Here is a 21,497-nt window from a genome sequence, read left to right on the forward strand (position 1 = left end):
CGCCCGCTTCCGCTCGCGCAAACACCGACCCGCGCCGCGGCCGGATGGTCGCGCTGGGTGCCATGGTCGCAGCAAGTGCCCTGATTGCCGCCACCACGCTGATCGCCAAGGCGCTCGGATTGGGGGCCGGCGGCGAAGCGTTGCACCCGCTGCAGATCAGCGCCGGCCGATTCGCCTTCGCGCTGATCACGCTGTCGTTTTTCGCGCTCTGGCTCCGGCCGGATTTCGCCGGCGCGCGATGGTCGCTCCATGTCGGCAGGTCGGTTTGCGGCTGGGCAGGCGTGACGCTGATGTTCGCTGCCGCCGCGCGCATCCCGCTTGCCGACGCCACCGCGATCAGCTTTCTCAGCCCGCTCGTCACAATGGGCCTGGCCATCGCCTTTCTTGGCGAGCGGATCGGCCGCTGGCGCTGGACGGCGGCGGCGATTTCCGTGTGCGGCGCGATCGTGCTGCTCAGGCCCGGCACGGACGCCTTTCACTTGGCGGCCCTTCTGGCGCTTGGCGCGGCCTTGCTGATGGGCGCCGAAGCGGTCTTCATCAAGCGGCTCAGCGACACCGAACCGCCGCTGCGCATCCTGATCATCAACAATCTGATCGGCACGATGATCGCCGGCACGGCTGCGGCGGCGGTCTGGACCGGCGTCTCTGCGCAGCAATGGCTGCTCCTCGCCATGCTGGGCATCGCGATGGTCAGCGCCCAGGCGCTCTTCATCCAGGCGCTCCGCCGGACCGATGCCAGCTTCGCCGTCCCGCTGTTCTACCTCACGCTGGTGTTCGCGGCGGCTTATGACTTCGCCCTGTTCGGCCAGGGTCTGGCCACTGCAACCGTGATCGGCGCCACGCTGATCGTCGCCGGCGCGGTCGTCATCTCGGTGCGCGGCGACCGGCAGTGAAGCTGCGCCGCCAAGACGTCAGATCTTCGGCAGGCTGACGCGCTTGTGCACCTGCTCGACGCTTTCGACGCGCTCCGAATAGCGATCGGTCAGATAGGCGGAGCGGTCGCGCGTCAGAAGCGTGAACTTCACCAACTCCTCCATCACGTCGACGACACGATTGTAGAAGGCTGACGGCTTCATGCGCCCGTCGTCGTCGAATTCCTGCCAGGCTTTTGCGACCGAGGACTGGTTGGGGATCGTGATCATCCGCATCCAGCGGCCCAGGATCCGCATCTGGTTGACCGCGTTGAAGCTCTGCGATCCGCCGCAGACCTGCATGACGGCCAGTGTGCGACCCTGCGTCGGCCTGATGCCGCCGATCGGCGACAGCGGCAGCCAGTCGATCTGCGTCTTCATAACGCCGCTCATCGCGCCGTGCCGCTCGGGCGAGCACCACACGTGCGCCTCCGACCACAGCGACAGTTGCCGCAACTCCTCGACCTTGGGGTGATCGGCGGAAACATCGTCGACCAGCGGCAGGCCGGACGGGTCAAACACGCGCACCTCGGCGCCCAACCGGTCCAGAATCCGGGCCGCTTCATAGGTCAAAAAGCGCGAAAATGACCGCTCACGCAGCGATCCGTACAACATCAGCACACGCGGCCTGTGCAGCGACGGCGCGCGGTTGTGGATCGCCTGAAAGTCGATCTCGCCGAGTTCGCCGTCGTCGAGATTCGGCATGGAAGGATCGTCGCGCCAGGGGGCGCCATGGTCTTTGGTCATGATGGGCTTTCGTCAGGCCTTGCCGATATCGTCCAATCGCTTCTGCAGCGCCAGCCGGTCGAGGCCGGCGATCGGCAGGCTGGTGAAGACCGAGATACGGCCTTCCAGCATCCGATAAGTGTCGGAGAAGGCAAAATGCCTTTCGGCGTCGGTACCTTCGGCAGCCGCCGGGTCCGGCACGCCCCAATGGGCGCTCATCGGCTGGCCGGGCCAGACCGGGCAGGTCTCCGCGGCCGCCGAATCACACACGGTGAAGACGAAATCCATCTGCGGCGCGCCTGGCTCGGCGAACTCTTCCCAGTTCTTCGAGCGCGCGAAATCGGTGTTGTAATTCAGCGTCTTGAGGAGATCGAGCGTGTAGGGGTGAACCTCGCCCTTGGGTTGGGAGCCGGCCGAAAAGCCCTTGAACCGGCCTTGGCCGACCCGGTTCATGATGGCCTCGCGATGATCGACCGGGCGGAGTTGCCGGTGCACAGGAACAGGACATTGAAGGTCTTGTCGGTCATGGCGTGTCCTCAGCAGGCACAAGCGATTTCATCGAGCAGGGGTTGGCACAGCTGCGGGTTGCCGCCGCAACAATCCTCCATCAGGAACCCCAGAAGGCCGCGCATGCCGTCAAAGTCGGCAAAATAGGTGACCGAGCGGCCGTCGCGCTTCGATCGCACCAGCCCCGCGCGGCTCAGAACGGCCAGATTGGCGCTCATCGTGTTCTGCCGGACGCCCAGACGGTCGCCGATGTCGCCGGCGGCCATACCGTCCGCGCCCTGCTTGACGAGCAGGCGGAAGACGTCGAGCCGGGTTTCATGAGCCAGGGCCGCGAGCGCCTCGATCGATCGATGCTTGTCCATATATCGAAAATTCATGATATTTTGATGAATGTCAACCGCCCGTTCCGGATGTCCAATTGCGTTGACGGTGCATGTTGTCCTAGAACCGCGCGGCGCCCACATGAAGGGCATGTCTTTTCTTATCGGGAGGCTCCCATGCGAGCGGAGGCCGAAACCCCCAAGCCGGCACATTCGGGAAACGGCGCCGCCGAGCGTTTCGGCGTCATCGCCCGCCCGCCGCTTGAATGGAACGCCGAAATCGAGCGCGAGACGGCGCATCTTTACGAGCGTGTCGCCCATCACATTCCGAAGATCGAATGGCCGGTCTATGCGCCCTATGTGGCGGCGATCAACCGGCTGAAGAAAGAGCGCAACGCGGCGATCTTGGCCCACAATTACCAGACGCCGGAAATCTTCCATTGCGTCGCCGACATTGTCGGGGACAGCCTGCAACTCGCCAAGGAAGCCACCCAGGTCGATGCCGAGATCATCGTCCAGTGCGGCGTCCACTTCATGGCCGAGACGTCCAAGCTGCTGAACCCGGACAAGACGGTGCTGATCCCGGACATGAAGGCCGGCTGCTCCCTGTCGGAATCGATCACCGGCGCCGATGTGCGTTTGCTGCGCGAACGCTATCCGGGCGTTCCGGTCGTCACCTATGTGAACACGTCCGCCGAGGTGAAGGCCGAGACGGACATTTGCTGCACCTCGTCCAACGCCGTGCAGGTGGTCGAGAGTTTCGGCGTCGATACGGTTCTGTGTATTCCCGACGAATATCTCGCCCAGAATGTCGCCGCCCAGACCGATGTGAAGATCCTGACCTGGAAGGGCCATTGCGAGGTCCATGAGCGGTTCACCGCCGAGGAACTGCAGGCCTATAAGGATGCCGATCCGGAGATCGAGATCATCGCCCATCCCGAATGCCCGGTCGATGTCGTCGAGATGGCCGACTATACCGGCTCGACCGCCGGCATGATCAACTATGTGCGCGACCAGCGCCCGCCCAAGGTGCTGCTGGTCACCGAATGCTCGATGGCGTCCAACATCCAGTCCGAGGTTCCCGAGGTCGAATTCGTCAAGCCGTGCAATCTGTGCCCGCACATGAAGCGCATCACGCTGCCCAAGATCCTCGATGCTCTGTGCGAGATGAAGGAGGAGGTGACGGTCGATCCCGCCATCGCCGCTCGGGCGAGGCGGGCGGTGGAGCGCATGGTGAACTTGAAGAATTGAGTGCCGTCTCCCTCTCCCTTCAGGGAAGCGTGGGAGGATTGGACGGTTGTGGTCTGATGAACGAGAAGCTGCCGGAACCCACCGAAAATGCTCGTTCCGTAAACGCAATCCTAGGCGCTATGATCGCTGATCTTATGCCTATGGGCAGCAGCTTGAATGAGCTCTGGCGGCAGCATTTGGAACGGCAGTTTAAGAAGGGGCAGCGAATACTAGTCGAGCGAATCAGCAGACAGGGAATCTCGGCACTATCTGATCCGCAACTCGCCTACTTCGTTCCCGCATCGTACCGCTTCTTCGAGCAGGTTAGGCAAGGGGAATTGGAGCATATCCTGGCGATCCTCGCCGGCCAGATTGCAAGCGACTTGGGTGAAGAGGATGCCGAACCTATCGTCGTGGCAAGACTCTCGGCGCTGCTGTCAGGCTTAAGCAAATTCGAGCTGTTGGTTTTTCGACGCACGTATGAGCTCTTGGCTGAGCAGCAAGTGGGCAGTTCAAGTGGCAGGGACGGATCCGTTTCCGCATATGGCGTGACACAAGCGATCGATGAGTTGTCGGCAAGCGATCGGACACGCGTTGAAAGCGCGCAAGCCCTTTTGAGCGCGAGAGCACTATTGTGCCCGATTTCAGAGGCGCGTTTAGGACAGAATCCTATGTCCTATGGGAAGTCCAAGTATGGGCTCGATGTCTTGTCGCTGTTGAAGAGTGATACTTCAGATTGACTCGATCCCCATATGTCACCCGTCCCAGCGCTGGCGCGCCGGTCCACCCACCCCTCAAGGGGGAGGGAGACGCATGATCGCTCATTGGTTCCTGTCTCATGGAGGAATGCCAAAATCTGGTCCGATTGGGACCGGGTCGGCGCCGTTCTTGATGGTCATCTCCCTGCCCCTTGAGGGGGAGATGTCCCGAAGGGACAGAGGGAGGTATTCCAGCCAAACGCCCGGCGGAGGTCCTCAATGACCGCCCCCATCCTCATCATCGGCGGCGGTCTGGCCGGGCTGTTCTGCGCGCTGAAACTGGCGCCGCGTCCGGTCACCATCCTTGCCGCCGCGCCGATCGGCCGCGGCGCATCGTCGGCCTGGGCGCAGGCGGGCATTGCCGCCGCCGTCTCGCCGGGCGACACGATCGAAAGCCATGTCAACGATACCATCGCCGCCGGCGACGGCATCGTTGACGAGGCGATCATCGCCGGCATGGCGGCGGAAGCGTCGGACCGCGTGCACGATCTTCTGGAATTCGGCGTGCCGTTCGACCGCGATCTGGAAGGCCAGCTCGCCGTCAGCCGCGAAGCGGCGCACAGCCATTCGCGCATCGTGCGCGTCAAGGGCGACATGGCCGGCCGCGCCATCATGCAGGCGCTGGTCGAGGCGATCCGCAAGGCGGCCCATGTGCGCGTTCTCGAAGGCTATGTGGCCGAAGAACTGGTCACCGATGCTGGCCGCGTCACCGGCGTGATCGCGCGCGGCGAGGCGGGGCAGGGCGAACGCGAAACCCTCCGCGCATCCGATGTCATCATGGCGACCGGCGGCGTTGGCCATCTCTACGCGGTGACGACCAACCCGACAGAGGCGCGCGGCGGCGGCATCGGCATGGCCGCGCGCGCCGGCGCCCGCATGGCCGACATGGAGTTCGTGCAGTTCCACCCCACCGCAATCGATGTCGACAAGGACCCCGCACCGCTGGCGACCGAGGCGCTGCGCGGCCATGGCGCGACGCTGGTCAACGGCGCGGGCGAACGTTTCATGGTGCCGCTGCACCCGGACGCCGAGCTGGCGCCGCGCGACGAGGTGGCGCGCGGCATCTTCGCCGAAGTGCAGGCGGGCCGCGGCGCGTTTCTCGATTGCCGCACGGCGATCCACGACTTTGCCGGCGAGTTCCCGACCGTTCACGGTTATTGCGCCGACGCGGGCATCGATCCGGCGACCGACCTGATCCCGGTGACGCCGGCAGCACACTATTTCATGGGCGGCATCTGGACCGACGAGGACGGCCGCACGTCGCTGCCCGGCTTTTGGGCGTGCGGCGAGTGCAGCTCGACCGGCGCCCATGGCGCCAACAGGCTGGCCTCCAATTCGCTTCTGGAGGCGGTGGTGTTCGCCGCGCGCGTCGCCGATGCCTTGAAGGCCGACGGCGGCGATCCGGCACCAGATGACTGGGCTGACAGGTCCGTCGATGCGCCTGATGCGATCACCGAAGGCGATCATGCGGGCATGACAAGGCTGCGCGCCATCATGAGCGCCCATCTGGGCGTTTTGCGCGATGCGACCGGCATGCGCCAGGCGCTGCGCGCCATCGTGGCGCTGGAAGACGAGACCGAGGACGACACGCGGTTCGCCAACGTGCTGACGACCGCCAAACTGATCGCCATATCGGCGCTCAACCGGACCGAGAGCCGGGGCGGGCATTTCCGCACCGATTTCCCGGACCAGGACCCGAACTGGGCCCGCCGCACGCTGCTGACGCTCGATCAGGCCGAGTCGGCGGTGGAGGATTTTCTAAAGAGTTGACCTTTTCGCCGTGCCCTTCGAGGCTCGGCAATCATCGCCCTCATCCTGAGGTGCGAGCGTAGCGAGCCTCGAAGGGCGAGGGCGATGATTGCCTCACACCTCAGGATGAGGTGAAAAGGTCACCCACCATTGGCCGCCAGAGCGTCGGCGACGACCTGTTTGAGCCGCAGGTCCGGCACTTCGGCGAATTCCAGATCGTCCGTGCCCAGATAGGCGGTCTGGTTGATCGCGGTCCAGCCATTGACGGCGACGGTGTAGGTGGCGGCCGGGTCGATATCGAGTTCGGCGGCGTGGACGAAATCGCCCGTGCGCTGGTCGAGCGCGGTCGCCGTGTGCTGGTTGGCCCGTTCCATGATCGCCGCCAGCCGTTCGCCGCCGATGTTCACGGTGCGAAGATCGCCGTCGAACCGGACATAGGCGTTGAAATCGTAGCGGCTGATCTCGCCTGCCTCGAGCCCCGTGCCGAACGTGGTGTGGCCGAGAAAGGCAATGTCCGCGCCGGTCGCCGCGCGTACCGCCTCGGTCGCGAACAGGATGGCATTGGGCAGGTCGAGCGTTTCGGAGACGGAGCCCACGATGGCGCGGTCCTCGTCGGTCAGATGTTCGTTCATGGCGGTGACCACCGCATTGCCGATGTCGCTGTCCGGATCGTCATCGGCGGCAACCGCAACGCTTTCGAAGGTCGTGTCCGCGCCGCCTTGGGCATTGAAGGTCATGGAGGCGATGGTGAACCCGTTGCCCCACGAGCCCGGATGCACATAGGCAAGGCCCGGCTCCGCATGGGTGAAATCCAGATGATCGTGCCCGCCGATCAGCAGCGTGCGCTCGGGAAGGGAGGCGAGCATCGCCTTGTCGGCGGCGACGCCGGCATGGCTGAGAACGATCGCCGCATCGGCTTCGCGCGTCAGCCCGCCCATCAGGCTTTCCGCCCAAGCGACCGGTTGCGGGATGGTCAGCGTCGGGCGGATCGGCGTCCGGTAGGTGAAGATGTTGTCGGTCGCAAGCCCCGCGAGCGCCACGCGCTTGTCGCGCACGCCGATCGAAAGGGCCGCCGGCGCCAGCAGTTCGCCGGTGCGCGCGTCGATAATGTTGCTCATCACATGCACGCCGCGCGCCGTTGCCTCGCGCGTGAAGATGGCCATGTCTTCGAGAACGGCCGTCTCGTGATTGCCGATGTTGAAGAAGACCGGCGCGATCTGGCTGAGCTTGTCGAGCGCCAGCAGGTCCGGCGCGACGCGGCTGCGCAGCGCCACCACATTGCCGCGTTCGAACATGTCGCCATTGATGACGATGATCACCTTGCCGCCCGCTTCGGCGGCGCGGTTGCGCACGGCCGCCACCAGTTGCGGCAGGCGTTTATAGGGCGAGTGCAGGTCCGACAGGATGATCGCGGTCACGTCAGGCTCGTTCTGCGCCAATGCGACGCGCGGTGCGGCGGCAGCGGCGGCGATGGCGGCACCCGCGCGCAGCACGAGACGGCGGGACACGGTGGCGGAAAGGGCGGCCATGGAAACCTCTTGGGCGGTTGGGGAATGCAGGCGGATGCGGCCTGTTTGGCATGGCACGTTGACATTTCCATGACGCCGGGTCTTCGTGGCGCCGCCGCCGGAGACCGCCATGCCCGACATACAATCATATCCCCCCAGCCTGCCCGCCCTGATGGTCGAGGACGCCGTGCGCGCGGCGCTCCTCGAAGACCTCGGCCGGGCCGGCGATATCACGACCGATGCGACGATCGCGCCGGACATGACCGCGCGGGCCGTCATCGCCAGCCGCGAGCACGGGACGATTGCCGGGCTGCCGCTGGCCGAAGCGGCTTTTGCGGCCATCGGAGGCGGTCTTCGGTTCGTCGCGCATGTTGCCGATGGCGACACGGTCGAGCCGGGCACCATTGTCGCCGCCATCAGCGGCAATGCCCGCGCGATCCTGTCGGCGGAGCGGGTCGCGCTCAACTATCTGATGATGCTGTCGGGCATTGCAACGCACACCGCGCGTTTTGCCGCCGCCATCGCCCACACCCACGCCAGGGTGTGCGACACGCGCAAGACCGTGCCCGGCCACCGCACATTGGCCAAGTATGCCGTGCGCTGCGGTGGCGGCAGCAACCACCGGTTCGGTCTCGATGACGCGGTGCTGATCAAGGACAACCATATCGCCGTCTCGGGCGGGGTGGCCGAGGCCGTGCGCAATGCGCGCGCCCATGTCGGCCACACCGTCATGGTCGAGATCGAGGTCGACACGCTCGACCAGTTGCGCGCGGCGCTGCCGGCGGCCCCCGACATCGTGCTGCTCGACAATATGACGCCCGATCTGCTGCGTCAGGCCGTGGCGATCAACCGCTCCCACAATGGTGGCAAGGTCAAGCTGGAAGCCTCTGGCAATGTCGATCTGGATACGGTGGCGGCCATTGCCGAGACCGGCGTCGACTTCATCTCGACGTCGAAGATCACCATGGCCGCGCCAACGCTCGATCTGGGCCTCGACATCGTTCTGGACCGGGATTGAACGACGGCAGGCCCCTTTTGACTCGCCCCCGGTTCTCGGGCACAGTTGACGTAAACGTCAACCAACGGGATGCGTTTGCATGATCTTCGTGGCAACCACCGATGATGGCGGGGAAATCCGCTATGTCGACCGGAAGCGATGGCTCTGGATCATCTCGGTCCTGACACCGTCAGTCCCGGCGATCGGCGCGCTGGCGCTCTGGGCTACCGGCAATCCGGTCTGGGCGCTGCTTCCCGTGCTCGTCTATTACGTCGCAACGCCGCTGATCGACATGGTGGTCGGAAGCGACCCCAACAATCCGCCCGAAGCGGTCGTCGGCGCGCTGTCCGAGGACCAATATTACCGGGCGCTGCTGTTTTTGTCGGTGCCGGTCTTCTGGGCCAGCTTTCTCGTACCGGCAATCGTCGTATCCACCCAGCCTGTGCCGGTCTGGGCGTGGCTGTTGCTCGCCGTCGGTGCGGGTGCATCGTCGGGCACGGGGCTGACGGTCGCCCATGAACTCGGCCACAAGCCGAACCGTCTCGACCAGTGGGGCGCCAAGATCATGTGCGCGCTGAGCGGCTACGCCCATTTCTGCCTCGAGCACAATCGCGGCCATCACGTGCAGGTGGCAACGCCCGAGGACCGCGCGTCGGGCCGGCTCGGCGAAAGCCTTTATGCGTTCGCCGCGCGCGAGATCCCCAGCGTCGTCGCCGAAGGCTGGGCGCTGGAGCGCAAGCGGCTCGAAAAGAAGGGCCTGCCCTTCTGGCACTGGCGCAACGATCTCCTGCAGGGCTACGCCATCGCGCTTGCGGTCGCCGCGCTGCTCGTCGCGTTTCTCGGCTGGATCGTCCTGCCCTTCATCGCGATCAGCCATGCGGTGGCATGGTTCCACCTGTCGATGGCCAACTATGTCGAGCATTACGGCCTCAAGCGCGACCGCAAGCCGAACGGGCGCTACGGGCCGTGCGAACCGCGCCATTCGTGGAACACCAACCACATCGTCTCCAACCTGATGCTGTTCCATCTGCAGCGCCATTCGGACCATCACGCCAATCCGCTCAGGCCCTATCAGGCGCTGCGCAATTTCGACGATCTGCCGCATCTGCCCAGCGGCTATCCCGGTTCGTTCGTCCTGGCCGCCATTCCGCCGCTCTGGCGCAAGGTGATGGACCCCAAGGTCTGCAAGTGGGCCAGGGGCGATGTCGACCGCTGCAATGTCCGCCCGGGCCTTGAAAACGCCTACGCGCTGAAATTTCAGAACTGGTCGGCGTGATCGTCCGACACGGGGAAGACGAACGGTGCGCCCTCGAAACAATCCGCGCCGCGTCCGATGGACCGGATTGCGTCGACCATCGCGCCGCCGCGCCCCAGAACATTGTCGGCAATGGCGACAAGTTTCGGGTTCGGCGTCGCCGTCGATGAACGCAGCCGCAACAGCCGCGCTGCCATCATCGCATCGAGATCGGGATTGAGCGCCAGCGCGATCATGTAGGCGCTGGCCGTCGATCGCGACACGCCCGCAAAGCAGTGAATCAACATCGGTGCGGTCCGGTCCCAATTGCGGCCGAAGTCGATGATCGCCCGGACATGGTCCTCGGCGGGCGTAACGAGGCCGGGCACATCCCGGAACACGTCGTTCATGGCAAGGCGCAGATGATGGTCAGGCTCCACCGATTCCGGGCGCTGTACGTCCGGATCGCCGCTGATCACCGTCAGCATGTGGCTCGGCGCGTGACGGCGTGCCGTATCGGCAATTCGGGCGAGCGAACAGACGGCGAGATAGGGCATCGCTCAGCCCTTTTCGCCGGGTCGAGCTGGCGGCTGTTCCAGTTCGGCGAACCGCGCCAGAAAGGCGGCCTCGACGGTGGCCGAGGGCTGCGGCGTCAGCGGCAAACCGTCGGCAGTCACCGTGCGCGGCCGGCCGAAATAGGTGCCCGCCTCGGCAATTGTGAAACCGGCGAGCCGCGTCGCCTCGTGAAAGGCGGCGATCATGTCGGCGCGCTTGATCAGTTTCCTGGCGGCGGAAGGTGTTTCGGCTGGCAGGGAAAAGCGCAGATGGATCGCCATGTGCAGCCGGCCTTCGACCGCCTTGTAGTCGCCGCCCATCACGTGCTTGAACGGCGAGATCATGTCTCCGATGACATATTCGGGCGCATCGTGGAGCAGCGCCATCAAGAGCAGCGTCCGGTCCGCATCCGGTTTCAGCCGGCGCACGATCTGCTCGACTGCCAGGCAATGCTGCGCAACCGAAAAGGCATGATCGCCGCGGGTCTGCCCGTTCCAGCGCGCCACGCGCGCGAGCCCGTGCGCGATGTCGCTGATCTCGATGTCGAGCGGCGAGGGGTCGAGCAGATCGAGCCGCCGGCCCGACAGCATGCGCTGCCAGGCGCGCGGCGGAGCGCCGGCCTTGTCAGGCATTGCCGGTGTCCGCCGTGCTCGCCGGCCACTGATAGCTGACGCCCGGCGGCAGATCCGCGCGCACCGCAATATCGCCGGCAAGCACCGGTGCGCCCGTGTCGGTCGCTGTCCCGATCCGGTCGAGACGGACGATCGCCAGAGCGCGGTCGCCGGCCACGGTACCCAGCGTGCCCGCCGGCTTGCCGCCGGCGGTAATCTCCGCCCCGGTCGCAGGCAGCGCTGCGTCGCCCGATACGATCACCACGCGCCGCCGCGCCGTGCCGCGATGCTGCATCCGGCTCACCACCTCCTGGCCGACATAGCAGCCCTTCTTGAAGTCGAGCCCGCCATTCTGGTCGAGCGAGATGTCATGGCCGAACACATCGCCCAGCGCGAAGTCGGTGCCGCTTTCCACGACGCCATTGTCGATGCGCACACGGTGCCAGTCCCGCTCCGATGCCGCGTCCGCCAGCACCGTGCCCGACGGAACGATGGCGCGGGTCACGGCGGTGGCCGCGAACCGTTGGTCACGCAGGTGCACGCTTGAATCAATCTGCGAACCGCCCGATTCATCGTCCCAGGAAACGGTCACAACCTGTTCATCGCGCACGGAAAAATCGGCCTTGGAGCGCAGCTTGTAGAGCGTCATGCGCTTGAGGAAAGCGTCGGCCTGCGCGCCATCGATATCGATCAGGAAGCCGTCATCGTCACGCGCGACGAGGAAGTCGAACATCACCTTGCCCTGCGGCGTCAGCAGCGCGCCGGGCTGCGCCACGCCCGGCGAAAGCGCCTCGATATCACAGGTCAGCACATTGTGCAGAAGGTGCGCGGCGTCCTCGCCGGTCACGGCGATCACGGCCCGGCCGGGCAAAACCAGAGACGGCATGTCAGCTTTCCTTGCAAACCGATTGGCCGATACGTAAGCCGATCACACGGCAACGGCAAGACAGCGGGGACAGGCAGATGACACAGACGTTCGACACGGTTCTCAAGGGCGGAACCGTGGTCAATCATGACGGCATCGGCGTGCGCGATGTCGGCATCGCCGACGGCCGCATCGCGGCCATCGGCACGATCGATACCGCCGCAGCCGGCGATGTCATCGACTGCACCGGCCTGCACGTTCTGCCCGGCGTGATCGACAGTCAGGTGCATTTCCGCGAGCCTGGCCTCGAGCACAAGGAGGACTTGGAGACCGGTTCGCGCGCGGCCGTGCTCGGCGGCGTGACGACCGTGTTCGAGATGCCCAACACCAACCCGCTGACCGTCACAGAGGAGGCGCTGGCCGACAAGATCGCGCGCGCCACCGGACGGATGCACTGCGATTTTGCCTTCTGGGTCGGCGGCACGCACGAGAACGCCGGCATCGTCGGCGAACTGGAACGGTTGCCGGGGGCGGCCGGCATCAAGGTGTTCATGGGCTCGTCGACCGGCGATCTCCTCGTCGAGGACGATGAGGGCGTTGCGGCGATCCTGCGCAACACGCGCCGTCGGGCTGCCTTTCATTCCGAGGACGAATACAGGCTGCGCGACCGTGAGGGCGAACGTGTCGAGGGCGATCCGTCGTCGCATCCGGTGTGGCGCGATGTCGAGGCGGCGCTCAAATGCACCAAAAGGCTCGTACGGATCGCGCGGGACAACCGCGCGCGCATCCATGTCCTGCATATCTCGACAGCCGAGGAGATCGAGTTCCTCGCGCAGAACAAGGATGTGGCCACCTGCGAGGCGCTGCCCAACCATCTGACCTTCACCGCCGACGACTATGCGGAACGCGGCACGCTGATCCAGATGAACCCGCCGATCCGCGAGGCGCGCCACCGCGACGGGATATGGAAGGGCATCGCGCAGGGCGTGATCGACGTGCTCGGCTCGGACCATGCGCCGCACACGCTGGAAGAAAAGCAAAAGCCCTATCCGGCCTCGCCCTCGGGCATGCCGGGCGTCCAGTATCTGGTCCCCGTCATGCTCGATCATGTCAGCAAGGGCCGGCTCAGCCTGGAACGGTTCGTCGACTTGACCGCGCACGGCCAGCAGCGCCTCTTCGGCATCGCCACCAAGGGGCGCATCGCCAAGGGCTATGATGCCGACTTCACCATCGTCGATCTCAAGCGCAGCGAAACCATCCGGCATGTGGATGCGGGAACCAAGGCGGGCTGGACCGCGTTCGACGGCATGGACGTGACCGGCTGGCCGGTCGGCACGATTGTCCGCGGCGAACGGGTCATGTGGGAGGGCGAGATCGTCACCCCGTCAAAGGGCGATAAAGTGCTGTTCAACGAGGCGCTTCCGGTCTGAAACGGTCGGGCGACCGCTCCTTTCGGTTCATCCTTTGGTTGGTGGCCACCGCCCGGTGCCGCGCCTAGAACTGTCATGTTTGTGACGATGTCGACGGTGGACCGGGGAGAACGATGAGCGAGACGATCTGGCAGATGGAAGAGCAACTGTGGACCGGGTGCCGCGAACGCCTGAGCGCCGCCATGTCCGACCTCTGCGTAATGGCATTTCCCGAACCCGTCGGCATGATGCTGGGCGCCCAGCTACAGCAACGGACGGAGCATGTCCCGCGCTGGGACCTCGTCGCCATGACCGATCAGACGACCGCGAGCCCGGCAAGCGGCGTCATCGTGCTTGCCTATCGCGCCGAAGGGCGCCGCCGCGGCTCCGCGCCCTACAGGGCCTTGTGCACGTCGACCTATGCCCGAAAAAACGATGACTGGAGCCTGGTCCAGCATCACCAGACCCAGATCCCCTGATCAGTCGCCGGCGACGAAGAACAGCCAGCGGCCCTCGGGGGTGATGCCGGCGCGGAAGAAGATGTAGGAGCCGAAGCCGACCATGTCCTCATAGTCGCCGGCGGTGACCAGCTTGAACAGGTCTACCCGCTCCTCGGGCGTCAGCGAGTCGAGCGGTTTGGCGAAGAAATCGGGCCAGACATAGAGTTCGGCCTCGCCGCCCGCATCGAACCGCGCATAGCCTGCCTCGAAGACCTCTAGCAGGATGGCCAGCATCTCATGGCCTTCCGAATCGCCCGATATCGACTTGAAATAGTCCACCGGATCGCCTTCGACCTCGGCGAGCGACAGCCGGGTCGTGTCCGCGCCGGTGCCGATCAGCGGCCGCAGCCGTTCGGGATCGCCCGACCGGGCCGCCTCCATGATAAGTTCGCGCATTCGCCTGACCGGCGCGGGCAGGAGCGATACGTCGTCGGAAAATTCGACCGTGGTCTCGCTGGCGCCCGCCTGGTTGCGCGCCGGATCGCCGCCGCGCGGGATGGCGGGCGGCGCGGCCAGCGGGTTGTCGGGGTCTTCGGCGCCGATCATCGGCGCAGGAACGGGAATGACACCGGAGGGCGGCGGTGCGATGACATCCTGCGCATTGCTGGCCGCAGCCGGACCGGTCGCCAGAAGCGCCATCGCAGCCAGTGCCGCGACCGTCGCCCGGACGGCTCGGTTTGCCTCGGAGCGGATGTCGGTCGGCACAGCCATTGTCTCCCGGCTTTCGCCGCGTACAGGGGTTCCTATTGCAGCGTGCGCAGCCGGGTGAACTCGCCGGCCACCAGACGCTGGCGAATGTCGTCGATCACCGCCAGTGCGGCATCCTCGCCATTTTCGCCGACGATCTCTTCAAGGGCGGTCGCCATGGCAGCGTCCGCCAGAATATCGGTCTCGATGCCCTCAAGCATGCCATCTGCCCAGATTTCGGACTGCATCTCGCGGGCGGCACGCCGTTTTTCAAGGGCGATCGCATCGTCCAGCGCATCGATCTTCTGTTCTGTTTCCATGATGCAATTCCCGTCTTCTCCGGCACAAGCCCGCCGGTACGCACTGTCCCTATCTAACACACGCCGCCCGTTTGTAATTGCGAAGATCGTACAATCGTTAACGATCGCGCGCTACTGCGCGCCATAGGTGCTCGCAAGGTCAAGCGCCAGCGTCCGCCCTTCCTCGACATAGCGGTCGGCCGACAGCCGCGCCTGGTCGGTGCAGCGCGTGTAGACGCTGTCGAAGCTGCGATAGCCCTTGTTGAAGGCCGCGATGAGCTGGGCGCGCCGCAGCGGTTCCGGCTTTTCGACCGACAGCAATTGTTCCATCTCGTCACGCCAGCGATTGCTCGGCTCCGTGCACAGGTTGCGCAGATAATGGATCGAGCCGAGAACTTCGGCCAGCCTGCCCAGTTTCTCGTCATAGGCCACCGGCTGTGCATTTCCGGCAACCGGAGCGAGCGCCATCATCCACGCCAGTCCGGCCACGACCGCCGGTTTGCTGACACACAATGCGCGCAGCATCGTCAATCCCCTGTTCACCTGTCGCGTCGGTATCTGGCATCCAATTGGGGCACAAACAAGCTTGCAGGTTCTGCCGCCATCACTGGCCGACGATTGTGACACCGGGATGAAAGGCATGGGCAACGAAGGCAAACGTCACATCATAAGGCACGTCGCTCCCCTCGCGCGTGACCAGAACCGTGCCCACATCGCGGCCTTCGGCGATCCGCGTCGTGTCCAGCGCCGATGCGCGGCCGGCGGTCCATACGAAATCCAGCCCGTCGGCTTGCCAGGTGCCGGCCTCAGAGACGGTTTGCATCGTCACGATCAGCGGCTCCTCGTCGCCGCGCGGCACGATGACCACGCGTTCCATCGGCTCGATGCCCTCGGGCAACTGACCGTCATAGAGAAAGGGGCGTGACGTGTCATAGCTGCGGTAAGGGTTGCGGCCGTAATCGCGCATGTTCGGATTGTTGGGCACCAGCACGCGCCCGTTCGGGTTTTCCTCTGAGAACTCGGCCCAGGATTGCAGCCGTGCCGGAACCAGGGTCAGTTCTGCGCCGGTCATCTCGCCGACGATCGCTTCGCCGGTGAATTGCTGCCACCAGGTCTCGGTCTGCCGGTCATACATGATCAGGTTGGAATCCTTGAGCTTTCCCGTCGTGCCGAATTCGAGCACGCGTCCGTCCACCGTGCGTTCGAAGACCGGCGCCGAATTGCACAAGGGGCAATAGGTGACCGCGACCGGCATGCCGCCGACCACATCGTTGACGATCTCGTGCCATGTCAGGATGCGCAGCGGATAGGCCCGCGCGTCTCCGTCGATCGTCAGGCCGACGACGGGCTCCTGCGGTGCAAGGTCGTCATGGCCGGGCACGAACTCGAACACCGGATTGTCGATCGACGGAATGCCGTCGCGCGGCGGCCCGCCGGACAGGATCCGCGCCAGATCGACGGAACTCTTTTCGAAGTCGGTTTTCCAGCCCTCCATAGACCAACGGATCGGATCGGCATGGGCGGGTCTCGCCATCATCATCCCCGACACCAGCAGCAGGGCAAGGGCGGCGATGGGGCCGGCGAAGCGGTCGATACGGGGCATTGGCGGCACCTCGATCAAGTGCGGGATGCCCGAGAGCCTATGGCCCCGCCGCCTTCGGCGCCAATGACACCCGGTCACGATTACGTGGGCTGCCGGTCAAAGGCCGGCAAGGCGCCTCGCTGTCGCAAGTGTCGTTCGCGTCATCGCCAGCCCGTCCATTTCATCGACGGTGACGAAGCGCAGTTCGGCGGCATCGTCGCCGGCCACCGGCGTGCCGGTTGCGGTTCCGGTGAAAACGGTCAGGACGAAATGGTGCTCGGGCGCGCCCCGAAGGTTCTCGTCGCCGATCAGGTCGACCACTTCGGCCACCCTCAGGCTGTCGGGATCGGCCGTCAGCGCCGTTTCCTCGGCCAGTTCGCGCATGGCCGCCTGGCGAATCGTTTCCCCCCAATGGACCCGGCCACCGGGAAAAGCCCAAAGGTCCTGGGCAGGCGGACGGGCGCGCCGCGCCAACAGGAATGCACCGGACTGCTCGTCGCGGATCACCACCGAAACGGCGGCCGCTGGATGGCGCGCATCGGCCATTGTCGTGAAAAGCTCCCCAATTCGACCGATCGGCATTTGCCACATTGCCGCTCTTGGCGATAGGCTCCGCCGGGGCGGCAAATGGGGTTTCAAATGCGATACTTGGTGGCGGCCGGCGTCTTGGGCGCGGCGATGATGGCGTTGTCGTCCTGCGCGACGCTCAGCGAGGAACAGTGCCAGGTGGTCGACTGGCAGCAATTGGGCGAGTCCGACGGCACGCGCGGGTTTCCCGTCACCTATGTCGGCCAGCATCAGGAAGCCTGCACCAAGCACGGCATCTCGGTCGATGCGGCAAGCTGGCAGACAGGTTGGGAACGCGGCATCCGCACCTATTGCACGCCGGCCAACGGGCTCAATGTGGGCCGTACGGGCGGCATCAACCGCAATGCCTGTCCGGCCGACATGGCGCTGGCCTTCAACGAGGCCTACACCGTCGGCCGCCGGGTTCATGACGCCCGCTCAGAACGCGACTCGGCCCAGCAGGAAATCGACAGGCTGATCCGCGAACTGTCCGCCGCGACAGCGGAGGAAGATCGCCGGCGCATCCAGCTCGAGATCGAGCTTGAGCGCAACCGGCTTTCGTCGGCTCAAGGCGATGTCTTCAGCGCCGAGCGCGCGGCCGACCTCTACCAGTTCCGCGCCGCCCAGGCGCAATGATCGGCCGGCGCGCGATGAACGGGGACAGGTGATGTGCGGCCGCCTTGCTCTGACCCATGCTCGCGAAGAGGTTGAACGCTATTTCAGGGTGGCCGAGGTCGAGGACTTCCCCCCGCGCTACAACATCGCGCCAACGCAGCCCCTTTTGGTCGTCACCGCTGCGGAGACGCGTCCGGAGGGCTCGAACCTGCCCGATCGCAACGCGCTCCTGATGCGCTGGGGGCTGCTGCCGGCCTGGGTCAAGGATCCCGAGGACTTCCCGCTCTTGATCAATGCCCGTTCGGAAACCGCGGCGGGAAAAGCCTCGTTCCGCGCGGCGATGCGTCACCGGCGCTGCATCATTCCCGCATCGGGCTTTTACGAATGGGCACGGGACAAGGCGTCCGGCCAGTCGCAGGCCTTTTGGGTGCGGCCGCGCGACGGCGGCCCCGTCGGCTTTGCGGGCTTGCATGAAACATGGATCGGAAAGGATGGCAGCGAGATCGACACGTGCGCGATCATGACGATGGCCGCGCCCGACGATCTGTCCCATATCCACCACCGTGTGCCGGTCGCGCTGCGGCCCGAGCACCATGACCGCTGGCTCGATGTGCGCGGTCAGGGCCCCGCCGACATTGTCGATCTTTTTGCGCCCGACGCGCAGGTGATGTTCGACGCCATCGCGGTGTCCGACAAGGTCAACAAGGTGGCCAATGCCGGCCCCGACGTTCAGGAGCCGGTCGAACCGCGCGCCTTCGCGCTGCCGGGCGCGGCGAAAACGGTTGCAAAAACCGACACTGGCGGCGAAGAGAGCCAACCCAGCCTGTTCTGACCTCTCTGGCGCCTCTGTCCGATGTTTTCCGCCGCTTTCTCCGGATTCCTGCTCGGCGCGACGCTGATCATCGCGATTGGCGCACAGAACGCGTTCATCCTGCGTCAGGGGCTGATGCGCAGCCATGTGTTCATCCTGTGCCTGATCTGCGCACTGTCCGACGCGCTTTTGATCGCCGCCGGCGTCGCCGGGCTCGGTACGCTGATCGCCGCCAACCCGTCCCTGATCACCATCGTGACACTGGGCGGCGCGGCGTTCCTTCTCGTCTATGCGGCGCTGGCGCTGCGCCGCGCCCTGCGGCCGTCAGTCCTTCTGGCCGAGGCGCCGGGTGGCAAGCCGCTGCCGCTCAAGGCGGCGATTGCAACGTGCCTGGCGTTCACCTTCCTCAACCCGCACGTCTATCTGGACACGGTCGTGTTGCTGGGAAGTCTGTCGGGACGGTATGAGGGCGCGGCGCGCGTGGCATTTGGCGGCGGCGCGATGACGGCCAGTTTCGTCTGGTTCTTTTCGCTCGGCTATGGCGCGCGGCTTCTGGCGCCATTGTTCGCAAAGCCCGGCGCATGGCGCGTGCTCGACGTGCTGATTGCGGTGATCATGACGGCGCTCGCCATCGGGCTGCTGGCCAGCCTGGGGGGCTGAACCGCCAGCCGCAAGGCGTGATCTCTGCGCAGGCGCCCCAGGCATCTGCCATTTGCCGCTCCTGGTCCGTGAGAAGCAAATGGCCGAGCACAGTGGAAGATGGGGCGCAAACTCCACCGCGAGATACCCGGCTCCGCCTTGCGCAGAGGCGCCCATGGTAGCCGTTCGTTGCCGATCTTGAACAGGGGATTTTTCGGGGGAGGGCAAAAAAAGCGTCTCAATTGTACCAATGGCAACCACGGATTGCGTGCAAGGCGTCCATCGCTCTCGCGACGCGGGTGGCGGCGTACGGAAGCAAAAATCGCCCGCTTGGGGCCGTTGGGCGCTTGGCATCGCCGTCGCCGGCATGGCAAGAGCGGCGCGCGCGAGGGCGCATGGAAGGATAATCTGAGATGGCCGAAACCGCCGGCAGCACGATCCGCCTCTACAACACGCTGACGCGCGCCAAGGCGCCGTTCACGCCGATCGATCCGGACAATGTCCGCCTCTATGTGTGTGGACCGACGGTCTACGATTATGCCCATATCGGCAATGCGCGCCCGGTCATCGTCTTCGACGTGCTGTTCCGGCTTCTGCGCCACGTCTATGGCGAAAAGCACGTCTCCTATGTGCGCAACATCACCGACGTCGAGGACAAGATCAACGCGCGTGCCCTGCGCGATTATCCTGAACTGCCGCTGAACGAGGCGATTCGCGCGGTGACCGAGAAGACCGCCGCGCAGTTCCAGGCCGACGCGCTGGCGCTCGGCTGCCTGCCGCCGACCCATGAGCCGCGCGCCACCGAACATGTCGCCGGCATGATCGCGATGATCAACGACCTGATTACGCGCGGCCATGCCTATGTCGCAACTGGCGACGAGGGCGCGGAAGTGCTGTTCGACGTGGGCTCGATGCCGGATTATGGCGCCCTGTCGGGCCGCGATCTCGCAGACCAGAAGGCGGGTGCGCGCGTCGCCGTCGCCGATCACAAGCGCGACGCGGCCGATTTCGTGCTGTGGAAGCAGAGCGGACCGAACGAACCGGGCTGGGATGCCGATTTCGGCGGAACCCACATTCGCGGCCGCCCGGGCTGGCACATCGAATGCTCGGTTATGAGCGCCCACCATCTGGGCGAGGTGTTCGACATTCATGGCGGCGGCATCGATCTGGTCTTTCCCCATCATGAAAACGAGATCGCCCAGAGCCGCTGCGCCCATGGGACGGCGACCATGGCCAATGTCTGGATGCACAATGGCTTCCTGCAGGTCGAGGGCAGGAAGATGTCGAAATCGCTCGGCAACTTCGTCACGGTCCATGAACTGCTGGCGACGGAGAAGTTCGGCGGGCGCGCGTGGCCCGGCGAGGTGCTGCGCCTTGCCATGCTGATGACCCATTATCGCGAGCCGATCGATTTTTCGGTCCGGCGGCTGGAGGAGGCGGAAGCGCTTATGGCGCGCCTGTGGCGGCGGGCCGGCGAAGCCATAAGCAATGGCACGCGGCAAGCCGTGATCGATGCGCTGAGCGACGATCTGAACAGTGTCGACGCGATCCATGCGCTGAACGGTCTGGCCGGCGCGCCGCTGCGCGATGCGCTGTTGTTTCTCGGTCTTCCCGATGCGGCTCCGGTCGGCGACGTCGACCTCGATGCGGTGCAGGCGGCCATCGATGCCCGCCTCGCCCTGATTGTCGACAAGAACTGGGCCGAAGCCGACCGCATCCGCGACGAATTGCTCGAACGGGGCATCCAGCTCAAGGACGGCAAGGACCCGGACACCGGCGAACGCGTGACGACATGGGAGGTCAGACGATGAGCGAATCGCTCTCCGGCGGGTGCCAGTGCGGCGCGGTGCGCTACCGCGTCACGTTGCCGCTCAAAGACCCGCATTTGTGTCATTGTCGCATGTGCCAGAAGGCGGTCGGCAACTATTTCGTGCCGTTGGCCAGCGTCGAACGGGCGGCCTTTGAAATCACCCGGGGCGAACCGGCCTGGTTTCACTCATCGGGACCGGTGCGGCGCGGTTTCTGCCGTGACTGTGGCACGCCGCTTCTGTTCGAGACCGTTGGCTTTGACGGCATGACGATCACGCTCGGCTCACTGGACGATCCGGCATCGGTGCCGCCGGTTTCGACCTATGGCGTGGAATCGAGGATGCCGTGGATTGTGGAGGCGGTCGAACGCGACGGCCGCACCACTGAAGAAGAGGAGTATCTCGACGGCCAGCGCGTCCGCGACATCGCCGCAACAAACCGGCAGCATCCCGATCACGACACCGATGTCTGGCCGCCGAGACACGGCCATGGCTGAGCGCAATCCGCAGACGCAGATGCCCAAATGGCTGCTCTACGGGCTGATCGCCAAGGGTATCGCCGTCGTTGCGATCACGCTCGCCGTGCTCTACTACGCCGGGGTTTTCTGA

24 protein-coding genes and 1 pseudogene are annotated in these 21,497 nt (G+C 65.2%); 13 read left to right on the forward strand and 12 right to left on the reverse strand.

What is annotated here, in order from left to right; translation table 11 throughout:
* Positions 1-62: 62 nt before the first annotated feature.
* Positions 63-893 carry a DMT family transporter gene (locus DEM25_RS11035; RefSeq protein ID WP_196780360.1) on the forward strand — a complete coding sequence of 277 codons (831 nt, stop codon included), beginning with the start codon at positions 63-65 and terminating at the stop codon, positions 891-893.
* Positions 894-911: 18 nt separating this feature from the next.
* Here DEM25_RS11035 and arsH read toward each other — a convergent pair whose 3' ends face one another.
* From arsH to DEM25_RS11050, 3 genes and pseudogenes are all read right to left on the reverse strand, one after another.
* Positions 912-1,616: an arsenical resistance protein ArsH gene (arsH, locus tag DEM25_RS11040; RefSeq protein ID WP_109766130.1), complete on the reverse strand. Its 705-nt coding sequence runs from the start codon at positions 1,614-1,616 to the stop codon at positions 912-914.
* Between the two features lie 54 nt (positions 1,617-1,670).
* Positions 1,671-2,164 (reverse strand): annotated as a pseudogene (locus DEM25_RS11045) (arsenate reductase ArsC).
* A gap of 9 nt (positions 2,165-2,173) precedes the next feature.
* The gene (locus tag DEM25_RS11050; protein WP_109765835.1) at positions 2,174-2,506 is read right to left on the reverse strand and encodes an ArsR/SmtB family transcription factor; all 333 of its coding nucleotides are present in this window, start codon (positions 2,504-2,506) and stop codon (positions 2,174-2,176) included.
* Between the two features lie 135 nt (positions 2,507-2,641).
* Here DEM25_RS11050 and nadA point away from each other — a divergent pair, with 135 nt between their 5' ends.
* The 3 genes from nadA (at position 2,642) to DEM25_RS11065 (ending at position 6,222) form a co-directional block, all read left to right on the forward strand.
* Positions 2,642-3,715, forward strand: a complete 1,074-nt coding sequence (nadA, locus tag DEM25_RS11055; RefSeq protein WP_109765836.1) for a quinolinate synthase NadA — start codon at positions 2,642-2,644, stop codon at positions 3,713-3,715.
* A 56-nt stretch (positions 3,716-3,771) separates the two neighbouring features.
* The gene (locus DEM25_RS11060; protein ID WP_120222725.1) at positions 3,772-4,434 is read left to right on the forward strand and encodes a hypothetical protein; all 663 of its coding nucleotides are present in this window, start codon (positions 3,772-3,774) and stop codon (positions 4,432-4,434) included.
* A 237-nt stretch (positions 4,435-4,671) separates the two neighbouring features.
* The gene (locus DEM25_RS11065; protein ID WP_109765838.1) at positions 4,672-6,222 is read left to right on the forward strand and encodes an L-aspartate oxidase; all 1,551 of its coding nucleotides are present in this window, start codon (positions 4,672-4,674) and stop codon (positions 6,220-6,222) included.
* 119 nt (positions 6,223-6,341) lie between these two features.
* Here the strand turns inward: DEM25_RS11065 and DEM25_RS11070 are convergent, their stop codons facing one another.
* The gene (locus tag DEM25_RS11070; RefSeq protein WP_158585248.1) at positions 6,342-7,730 is read right to left on the reverse strand and encodes a metallophosphoesterase; all 1,389 of its coding nucleotides are present in this window, start codon (positions 7,728-7,730) and stop codon (positions 6,342-6,344) included.
* Positions 7,731-7,839: 109 nt separating this feature from the next.
* On the opposite strand from DEM25_RS11070, the gene nadC reads away from it, so the two are divergent.
* Complete coding sequence (gene nadC / locus DEM25_RS11075) at positions 7,840-8,727, forward strand: carboxylating nicotinate-nucleotide diphosphorylase (RefSeq protein WP_439650679.1); 888 nt, start codon at positions 7,840-7,842, stop codon at positions 8,725-8,727.
* A gap of 79 nt (positions 8,728-8,806) precedes the next feature.
* Positions 8,807-9,982, forward strand: a complete 1,176-nt coding sequence (locus tag DEM25_RS11080) for an alkane 1-monooxygenase (RefSeq protein WP_109765840.1) — start codon at positions 8,807-8,809, stop codon at positions 9,980-9,982.
* On the opposite strand, the gene DEM25_RS11085 is transcribed toward DEM25_RS11080, so the two are convergent.
* Genes DEM25_RS11085 through ygfZ form a run of 3 tightly spaced genes read right to left on the reverse strand, consistent with a single transcriptional unit; the run spans position 9,964 to position 11,992 of the window.
* Positions 9,964-10,497, reverse strand: a complete 534-nt coding sequence (locus DEM25_RS11085; protein ID WP_109765841.1) for a tyrosine phosphatase family protein — start codon at positions 10,495-10,497, stop codon at positions 9,964-9,966. The genes DEM25_RS11080 and DEM25_RS11085 overlap by 19 nt on opposite strands.
* A 3-nt stretch (positions 10,498-10,500) precedes the next feature.
* Positions 10,501-11,127 carry a YfbR-like 5'-deoxynucleotidase gene (locus DEM25_RS11090; protein WP_109765842.1) on the reverse strand — a complete coding sequence of 209 codons (627 nt, stop codon included), beginning with the start codon at positions 11,125-11,127 and terminating at the stop codon, positions 10,501-10,503.
* On the reverse strand, positions 11,120-11,992 hold the full coding sequence (gene ygfZ / locus DEM25_RS11095; protein WP_109765843.1) for a CAF17-like 4Fe-4S cluster assembly/insertion protein YgfZ: 873 nt from the start codon (positions 11,990-11,992) through the stop codon (positions 11,120-11,122). Before ygfZ ends, DEM25_RS11090 begins: the two co-directional genes overlap by 8 nt.
* Before the next feature lie 77 nt (positions 11,993-12,069).
* Between ygfZ and DEM25_RS11100 the strand changes: the two genes are divergently transcribed.
* Both DEM25_RS11100 and DEM25_RS11105 read left to right on the forward strand, forming a co-directional pair.
* Positions 12,070-13,401 carry a dihydroorotase gene (locus tag DEM25_RS11100; RefSeq protein ID WP_109765844.1) on the forward strand — a complete coding sequence of 444 codons (1,332 nt, stop codon included), beginning with the start codon at positions 12,070-12,072 and terminating at the stop codon, positions 13,399-13,401.
* Positions 13,402-13,514: 113 nt separating this feature from the next.
* On the forward strand, positions 13,515-13,859 hold the full coding sequence (locus DEM25_RS11105; RefSeq protein WP_109765845.1) for a DUF4440 domain-containing protein: 345 nt from the start codon (positions 13,515-13,517) through the stop codon (positions 13,857-13,859).
* Here DEM25_RS11105 and DEM25_RS11110 read toward each other — a convergent pair whose 3' ends face one another.
* The 5 genes from DEM25_RS11110 to DEM25_RS11130 all read right to left on the reverse strand — a co-directional run bounded on the left by DEM25_RS11110 (position 13,860) and on the right by DEM25_RS11130 (position 16,994).
* The gene (locus DEM25_RS11110) at positions 13,860-14,591 is read right to left on the reverse strand and encodes a hypothetical protein (protein WP_109765846.1); all 732 of its coding nucleotides are present in this window, start codon (positions 14,589-14,591) and stop codon (positions 13,860-13,862) included.
* Positions 14,592-14,623: 32 nt separating this feature from the next.
* Complete coding sequence (locus DEM25_RS11115) at positions 14,624-14,887, reverse strand: hypothetical protein (RefSeq protein ID WP_109765847.1); 264 nt, start codon at positions 14,885-14,887, stop codon at positions 14,624-14,626.
* A gap of 111 nt (positions 14,888-14,998) precedes the next feature.
* Positions 14,999-15,391, reverse strand: coding sequence for a TIGR02301 family protein (locus DEM25_RS11120; protein WP_109765848.1), 393 nt, complete (start codon positions 15,389-15,391; stop codon positions 14,999-15,001).
* Between the two features lie 79 nt (positions 15,392-15,470).
* Positions 15,471-16,469: a DUF3179 domain-containing protein gene (locus tag DEM25_RS11125; protein WP_109766132.1), complete on the reverse strand. Its 999-nt coding sequence runs from the start codon at positions 16,467-16,469 to the stop codon at positions 15,471-15,473.
* A 96-nt stretch (positions 16,470-16,565) separates the two neighbouring features.
* Positions 16,566-16,994: an NUDIX hydrolase gene (locus DEM25_RS11130; RefSeq protein WP_109765849.1), complete on the reverse strand. Its 429-nt coding sequence runs from the start codon at positions 16,992-16,994 to the stop codon at positions 16,566-16,568.
* Between the two features lie 93 nt (positions 16,995-17,087).
* Here DEM25_RS11130 and DEM25_RS11135 point away from each other — a divergent pair, with 93 nt between their 5' ends.
* The 5 genes from DEM25_RS11135 (at position 17,088) to DEM25_RS11155 (ending at position 21,385) form a co-directional block, all read left to right on the forward strand.
* On the forward strand, positions 17,088-17,651 hold the full coding sequence (locus DEM25_RS11135) for a DUF2799 domain-containing protein (protein WP_245412878.1): 564 nt from the start codon (positions 17,088-17,090) through the stop codon (positions 17,649-17,651).
* Between the two features lie 31 nt (positions 17,652-17,682).
* Positions 17,683-18,462, forward strand: coding sequence for an SOS response-associated peptidase (locus tag DEM25_RS11140; protein WP_109765851.1), 780 nt, complete (start codon positions 17,683-17,685; stop codon positions 18,460-18,462).
* A 21-nt stretch (positions 18,463-18,483) separates the two neighbouring features.
* Entirely contained in the window at positions 18,484-19,101 is a 618-nt protein-coding gene (locus DEM25_RS11145; protein ID WP_109765852.1) for a LysE/ArgO family amino acid transporter, read from the forward strand.
* Between the two features lie 392 nt (positions 19,102-19,493).
* On the forward strand, positions 19,494-20,891 hold the full coding sequence (cysS, locus tag DEM25_RS11150) for a cysteine--tRNA ligase (RefSeq protein WP_109765853.1): 1,398 nt from the start codon (positions 19,494-19,496) through the stop codon (positions 20,889-20,891).
* On the forward strand, positions 20,888-21,385 hold the full coding sequence (locus DEM25_RS11155) for a GFA family protein (RefSeq protein WP_109765854.1): 498 nt from the start codon (positions 20,888-20,890) through the stop codon (positions 21,383-21,385). Before cysS ends, DEM25_RS11155 begins: the two co-directional genes overlap by 4 nt.
* Positions 21,386-21,497: the final 112 nt, after the last annotated feature.

It is taken from the genome of Oceaniradius stylonematis (assembly GCF_003149475.2).
GTDB lineage: Bacteria > Pseudomonadota > Alphaproteobacteria > Rhizobiales > Rhizobiaceae > Roseitalea > Roseitalea stylonematis.

Coding starts and splice junctions, on each gene's coding strand:
- DEM25_RS11135 (WP_245412878.1), top strand. CDS start 17,088: ATGCGATACTTGGTGGCGGCCGGCGTCTTGGGCGCGGCGATGATGGCG.
- DEM25_RS11060 (WP_120222725.1), top strand. CDS start 3,772: ATGAACGAGAAGCTGCCGGAACCCACCGAAAATGCTCGTTCCGTAAAC.
- nadC (WP_439650679.1), top strand. CDS start 7,840: ATGCCCGACATACAATCATATCCCCCCAGCCTGCCCGCCCTGATGGTC.
- DEM25_RS11155 (WP_109765854.1), top strand. CDS start 20,888: ATGAGCGAATCGCTCTCCGGCGGGTGCCAGTGCGGCGCGGTGCGCTAC.
- DEM25_RS11090 (WP_109765842.1), bottom strand. CDS start 11,127: ATGCCTGACAAGGCCGGCGCTCCGCCGCGCGCCTGGCAGCGCATGCTG.
- DEM25_RS11120 (WP_109765848.1), bottom strand. CDS start 15,391: ATGCTGCGCGCATTGTGTGTCAGCAAACCGGCGGTCGTGGCCGGACTG.
- DEM25_RS11110 (WP_109765846.1), bottom strand. CDS start 14,591: ATGGCTGTGCCGACCGACATCCGCTCCGAGGCAAACCGAGCCGTCCGG.
- DEM25_RS11100 (WP_109765844.1), top strand. CDS start 12,070: ATGACACAGACGTTCGACACGGTTCTCAAGGGCGGAACCGTGGTCAAT.
- nadA (WP_109765836.1), top strand. CDS start 2,642: ATGCGAGCGGAGGCCGAAACCCCCAAGCCGGCACATTCGGGAAACGGC.
- DEM25_RS11125 (WP_109766132.1), bottom strand. CDS start 16,469: ATGCCCCGTATCGACCGCTTCGCCGGCCCCATCGCCGCCCTTGCCCTG.
- DEM25_RS11115 (WP_109765847.1), bottom strand. CDS start 14,887: ATGGAAACAGAACAGAAGATCGATGCGCTGGACGATGCGATCGCCCTT.
- DEM25_RS11065 (WP_109765838.1), top strand. CDS start 4,672: ATGACCGCCCCCATCCTCATCATCGGCGGCGGTCTGGCCGGGCTGTTC.
- DEM25_RS11035 (WP_196780360.1), top strand. CDS start 63: ATGGTCGCAGCAAGTGCCCTGATTGCCGCCACCACGCTGATCGCCAAG.
- DEM25_RS11050 (WP_109765835.1), bottom strand. CDS start 2,506: ATGGACAAGCATCGATCGATCGAGGCGCTCGCGGCCCTGGCTCATGAA.
- DEM25_RS11145 (WP_109765852.1), top strand. CDS start 18,484: ATGTTTTCCGCCGCTTTCTCCGGATTCCTGCTCGGCGCGACGCTGATC.
- arsH (WP_109766130.1), bottom strand. CDS start 1,616: ATGCCGAATCTCGACGACGGCGAACTCGGCGAGATCGACTTTCAGGCG.
- DEM25_RS11105 (WP_109765845.1), top strand. CDS start 13,515: ATGAGCGAGACGATCTGGCAGATGGAAGAGCAACTGTGGACCGGGTGC.
- DEM25_RS11130 (WP_109765849.1), bottom strand. CDS start 16,994: ATGGCCGATGCGCGCCATCCAGCGGCCGCCGTTTCGGTGGTGATCCGC.
- DEM25_RS11070 (WP_158585248.1), bottom strand. CDS start 7,730: ATGGCCGCCCTTTCCGCCACCGTGTCCCGCCGTCTCGTGCTGCGCGCG.
- DEM25_RS11080 (WP_109765840.1), top strand. CDS start 8,807: ATGATCTTCGTGGCAACCACCGATGATGGCGGGGAAATCCGCTATGTC.
- DEM25_RS11085 (WP_109765841.1), bottom strand. CDS start 10,497: ATGCCCTATCTCGCCGTCTGTTCGCTCGCCCGAATTGCCGATACGGCA.
- ygfZ (WP_109765843.1), bottom strand. CDS start 11,992: ATGCCGTCTCTGGTTTTGCCCGGCCGGGCCGTGATCGCCGTGACCGGC.
- cysS (WP_109765853.1), top strand. CDS start 19,494: ATGGCCGAAACCGCCGGCAGCACGATCCGCCTCTACAACACGCTGACG.
- DEM25_RS11140 (WP_109765851.1), top strand. CDS start 17,683: ATGTGCGGCCGCCTTGCTCTGACCCATGCTCGCGAAGAGGTTGAACGC.